Origin of the sequence: Dietzia sp. B44 (genome assembly GCF_014145245.1) — a bacterium.
Lineage (GTDB): Bacteria > Actinomycetota > Actinomycetes > Mycobacteriales > Mycobacteriaceae > Dietzia > Dietzia natronolimnaea.
On record NZ_JAALEF010000225.1, the window covers coordinates 1 to 2,722 of the forward strand.

At 71.0% G+C, this 2,722-nt stretch carries 4 protein-coding genes; 3 read left to right on the plus strand and 1 reads right to left on the minus strand.

Features of this window, described 5'->3' with window-relative positions; genetic code table 11:
- A partial coding sequence (locus tag G6017_RS08275; RefSeq protein WP_524536265.1) for a hotdog family protein occupies nt 1–598 on the minus strand: 598 nt, incomplete at its 3' end.
- 113 nt (nt 599–711) lie between these two features.
- Here G6017_RS08275 and G6017_RS08280 point away from each other — a divergent pair.
- From G6017_RS08280 to G6017_RS16750, 3 genes are all read left to right on the plus strand, one after another.
- Nucleotides 712–1,866 carry an acyl-CoA dehydrogenase family protein gene (locus G6017_RS08280; RefSeq protein ID WP_182616897.1) on the plus strand — a complete coding sequence of 385 codons (1,155 nt, stop codon included), beginning with the start codon at nt 712–714 and terminating at the stop codon, nt 1,864–1,866.
- Nucleotides 1,863–2,315 carry a MaoC family dehydratase gene (locus tag G6017_RS08285; protein ID WP_182610334.1) on the plus strand — a complete coding sequence of 151 codons (453 nt, stop codon included), beginning with the start codon at nt 1,863–1,865 and terminating at the stop codon, nt 2,313–2,315. Before G6017_RS08280 ends, G6017_RS08285 begins: the two co-directional genes overlap by 4 nt.
- A 16-nt stretch (nt 2,316–2,331) precedes the next feature.
- Nucleotides 2,332–2,722: thiolase family protein (locus tag G6017_RS16750; protein ID WP_347237968.1), on the plus strand; the 391-nt coding region annotated here is incomplete at its 3' end.

Here is a 2,722-nt window from a genome sequence, read left to right on the forward strand (position 1 = left end):
CGGCCCCGGGGACCGCGGCGCGGTAGGCGGCCAGGTCCCAGGCGTCGGGTGTCGCCCACGGCCGGGTGGTGGCGGTCCCGACCGCCGCCAGGTCGTCGGTGTGGGCGCACGAGTCCGGGTCGACGCCCGGAGCCAGGGGCAGCATGGCGCATCGGTGGAAGTCCAGGACGGTCCGTCCGTCCTGGTCGGTGGTGGTGACGCGGAGCGCGGCGAGCCCGGTGGGGGTGCGGCCCGGTGAGTGGCTGTTGGTCTTGAGTCCCACGACCTCCGTCCGGGTGGTCAGGGTGTCACCGATCCGGGGTGCGGTGAGCAGACGCAGGCCGCGGTAGAAGAGGTTGGCCCGCACGCGCTGGGTGACAAGGGTGGACTGGCCGATCGCGACGTCGACGACGAGGCCCGGGTGGGCCACCGTGCCGCCGGTGACGGCGTGGGCGAGACGACGGTCCAGGGGGAGCCGCAGCCGGTCGCCGAGGATCGCCTGGTGTGCGGCGGCGAGGCCGTCGGTCAGGGTGACGGACGGGGCGTCGACGACGACCTGACCCACCGCCAGCTGGTCGAAGTAGGGTCCGCCGACGGGCCGGGCGTCGCGAGTGTCCATGACCGGCATCCTAACCAAACCATGCGCATGATTATTGACTATCGGATGGTGGGTTGCGATGATGGCCGGACCCCGCCCGACGGGCGGATCGAGACGACGACGAGGTGTCACCGGTGCCGGACCTGAACCAGGACGAGGCCGACCTCGTCGCGACCGTGCGCCGGTTCATCGACCGCGAGGTCAGGCCGTCCGTGCGCGAGATGGAGCACGCGGACTCCTACCCGGAACGCTGGATCGAGCAGATGAAGCAGATCGGGATCTACGGCCTGGCCGTCCCCGAGGAGTACGGCGGGATGCCGGTCTCGATGCCCTGCTTCGTGCGCGTCACCGAGGAACTCGCCCGCGGCTGGATGTCCCTCGCGGGCGCCATGGGCGGGCACACGGTGGTGGCGAAGCTCCTCAGCGAGTTCGGCACCGAGGAGCAGAAGTCCACCCACCTCCCGACGATGGCCACGGGTGAGGTGCGGGCGACCATGGCCCTCACGGAGCCCGGCGGGGGGTCGGACCTCCAGGCCATGGGCACCGTCGCGATACCCGACGGAGACGACCTGGTGATCACCGGGGCCAAGACGTGGATCTCGAACGCGCGCCGCTCCGGCCTCATCGCCCTGCTCTGCAAGACTGACCCGTCGGCGACGCCCGCGCACAGGGGGATCTCGATCGTCCTGGTCGGGCACGGTCCCGGGCTGACCGTCTCGAGGGACCTGTCCAAGCTCGGGTACAAGGGCGTCGAGACGTGTGAGCTGGCCTTCGACGGCTATCGCACGCCCGCCACGCAGGTGCTCGGCGGCGAGCCCGGACGTGGCTTCGCCCAGATGATGAAGGGCCTGGAGACCGGACGGATCCAGGTGGCCGGCCGTGCCCTCGGGGTGGCGGCCGCCGCCCTCGAGGATTCTCTCGCCTACGCGCAGCAGCGGGAGTCGTTCGGGCAGCCCATCTGGAAGCACCAGGCGGTCGGTCACCGTCTGGCCGACATGGCCACCAAGCTGTCCGCCGCGCGCCAGCTCACGCTCCACGCCGCCGAGCGTTCCGAGGCCGGCGAGCGCTGCGACATGGAGGCCGGGATGGCCAAGCTGTTCGCCTCCGAAGTCGGCATGGAGATCGCGCTCGACGCGGTCCGGATCCACGGCGGGTACGGCTACTCCACGGAGTACGACGTGGAGCGGTACTTCCGCGACGCCCCGCTCATGATCGTGGGCGAGGGGACCAACGAGATCCAACGCAACGTCATCGCATCGCAACTGGTGCAGCGAGGAGGACTGTCATGAGGGTGTTCGAGGGACTGGAGCAGCTCGAGGCCGAACTCGGGCGACACGTGGGGTACAGCGACTGGATGGAGATCACCCAGGACCGCATCGACGCGTTCGCCGACGCGACCGGGGACCACCAGTGGATCCACGTCGACCCGGTCCGGGCGGCGCAGGGGCCCTACGGTGCCACCATCGCCCACGGCTACCTGACCCTCTCCCTGCTGCCCGTGCTGGGCGCGGAGGTCATGGAGATCCGGGGGTTCCGGATGATGATCAACTACGGCGTCGACAAGGTCCGGTTCCCGGCACCGGTCCCGGTGGGATCGCGCATCCGGGCGGGGATCGAGCTCACCTCGCTCCAGCGCAGGGCCTCCGGGGTCCAGTTGGGCAGTCTGGTGACCGTGGAGGTCGAGGGCTCCGACCGTCCGGCGGTCGTCGCCGAGACCGTCCGGATGATGGTGGAGTGAGTCGGTGAGTTCCCGCATGTCGCGGGCCCTCGCCGACGTCGTGGTCTGCGAACCCGTGCGCACCGCGGTGGGTCGCCGCCACGGCGCCCTCGCCCCGCTCGCGGCCGCCGATCTGGCCGCGGCCGCGATCTCCGGTCTGGTCGACCGCACCGGTCTGTCCGCCACGGACGTCGACGACGTGATCCTCGGGCAGTGTTACCCGAACGGGGAGGCTCCGGCGATCGGGCGCGTCGCGGCACTGGACGCCGGCCTGGACATCCGCACCCCCGGGATCCAGATCGACCGCCGGTGCGGATCCGGACTGCAGGCCGTGCTCAACGCCGCGATGCAGGTGGCGGTGGGCGCGAGCGAGGTGGTGATCGCGGGCGGGGCGGAGTCGATGTCGAACAGCGAGTTCTACTCGCTCG

Bases quoted from the DNA above. Each gene is read 5' to 3' on its own strand.
- G6017_RS08285 (WP_182610334.1), top strand. From the start codon at position 1,863: ATGAGGGTGTTCGAGGGACTGGAGCAGCTCGAGGCCGAACTCGGGCGA.